This window comes from Psychromonas sp. SP041 (assembly GCF_000470315.2).
Lineage (GTDB): Bacteria > Pseudomonadota > Gammaproteobacteria > Enterobacterales > Psychromonadaceae > Psychromonas.
In genome coordinates this window covers 1-1473 of the sequence record NZ_CBRF02000087.1, presented here as the reverse complement: position 1 = coordinate 1473, position 1473 = coordinate 1, and the positions used below count along the sequence as shown (strand labels likewise).

General features: G+C 36.3%; 1 protein-coding gene. It reads left to right on the top strand.

Translation table 11 applies throughout. From position 1 onward, the window contains the following. The first annotated feature begins 99 nt into the window (after window positions 1–99). Window positions 100–1137: an IS110 family transposase gene (locus SP041_RS20635; protein ID WP_025565219.1), complete on the top strand. Its 1038-nt coding sequence runs from the start codon at window positions 100–102 to the stop codon at window positions 1135–1137. The last annotated feature ends 336 nt before the right edge of the window (window positions 1138–1473 follow it).

Sequence of the window (1473 nt, the reverse complement as noted above, 5' to 3'; positions counted from 1 at the left end):
AAATTGAGCTAAATAGATAATTGGACTCCCCTACACCATTACCAACGTGTAGGCTAATATCATTGTTACCACACAAAAATATTAAATGGAGTCCAATAAATGAATAATACTAGAATTGGTGTTGATTTAGCAAAAGATGTTATCCAAGTTTGTATTTATGCAAGAAATAAAGTGCTTTCTAATACTGAAATGACATATCAGGCGTTTGCTCTTTGGTTAATCAATACCAAACCTACCACTATTATCTTTGAGGCTTGCAGTACATCAAACTACTGGAACCAGGTCGCATTATCATTAGGCTACGATGCAAAATTAATTTGTCCTAAATTTGTTTCTTCAATTAGAAAGAAACAAAAAACAGATGCTAATGATGCGCTGGCAATCGTACAAGCATCATTTGTTCCCGATATAACTTTTATTTCTGGAAAAAGTATTGAGCAGCAACAATTACAATCAATTATGCGATTACGCGACTTAGCAACAAAGCAGAAAACAGCCTTGAGCAATCAGTTAGGAGCGTTACTACTGGAATTTAATATTCGCTGCTCCCCAAGATTAGGTGGATTAAGAGGCGCTATTGAAAGCGTATTAGAAAATGCTGAGAATGAATTTTCATGTGCACTTCGTAACTCACTGAAAGCAGCATGGGATCACTACTTAATTATATGCCAGTCTGTTGCAACCTATGATGAATCACTAATAAAGGCGATTAATGAGCATCCTGAATGTAAGAAACTTTTAAAACTAGAAGGTGTTGGTGTCATCAATGCCGTTAATTTATACATCGCATTAGGCTGTAGTGAGATAGGTGTTTTTGCTAAGGGTAAAGATGCAGCGGCGTGTATAGGGTTAACACCAATACAGCACTCTTCCGGAGGAAAAACTAAGCTGGGCTCAGTTGGGAAGTATGTAAAAAACAGCATACTCAGAAGTCAATTGGTAGTCGGGTCTATGGCTGCGATTAGAATGATAGTTAAAAGAGATGCAAAAACAAAAAAAGAACGTTGGATACAAGAGTTAGTATCTCGACGTGGCATACGTTGTGCTGCCGTAGCACTTGCCAACAAAAATGTACGTACGGCGTATGCAATGATAACTAAAGGAACTGATTACAAAGCGGAATTACTTGCCATGTAAAGACATTCAAACAATAAAAGAATAAAAGAATAACTAAGATAAAAACTAGAAAGTAAATATGTGATGTTCACTAAAGGAATTGACGAAATAGTAGAATCTTTTTCTGCGTAAAGAAGTTCAAACAATAAAAGCAATAACTAAGAAAAAATCAGCAAGTAAAATCAGTGAACAACCAAGAGACTTTGATCTCGCTTAATAGATGTGATTACTTGTGCGCGTAAATATCAGAGAGCCTGAGTTAGCTACTCAATGAGAGCTCGTACATAAGTGAGCGCTTTATTCTTAGTTATTAATTTTGTTGTTGACACAGGGGAGTCCACATAGGTTGTTCCCTTT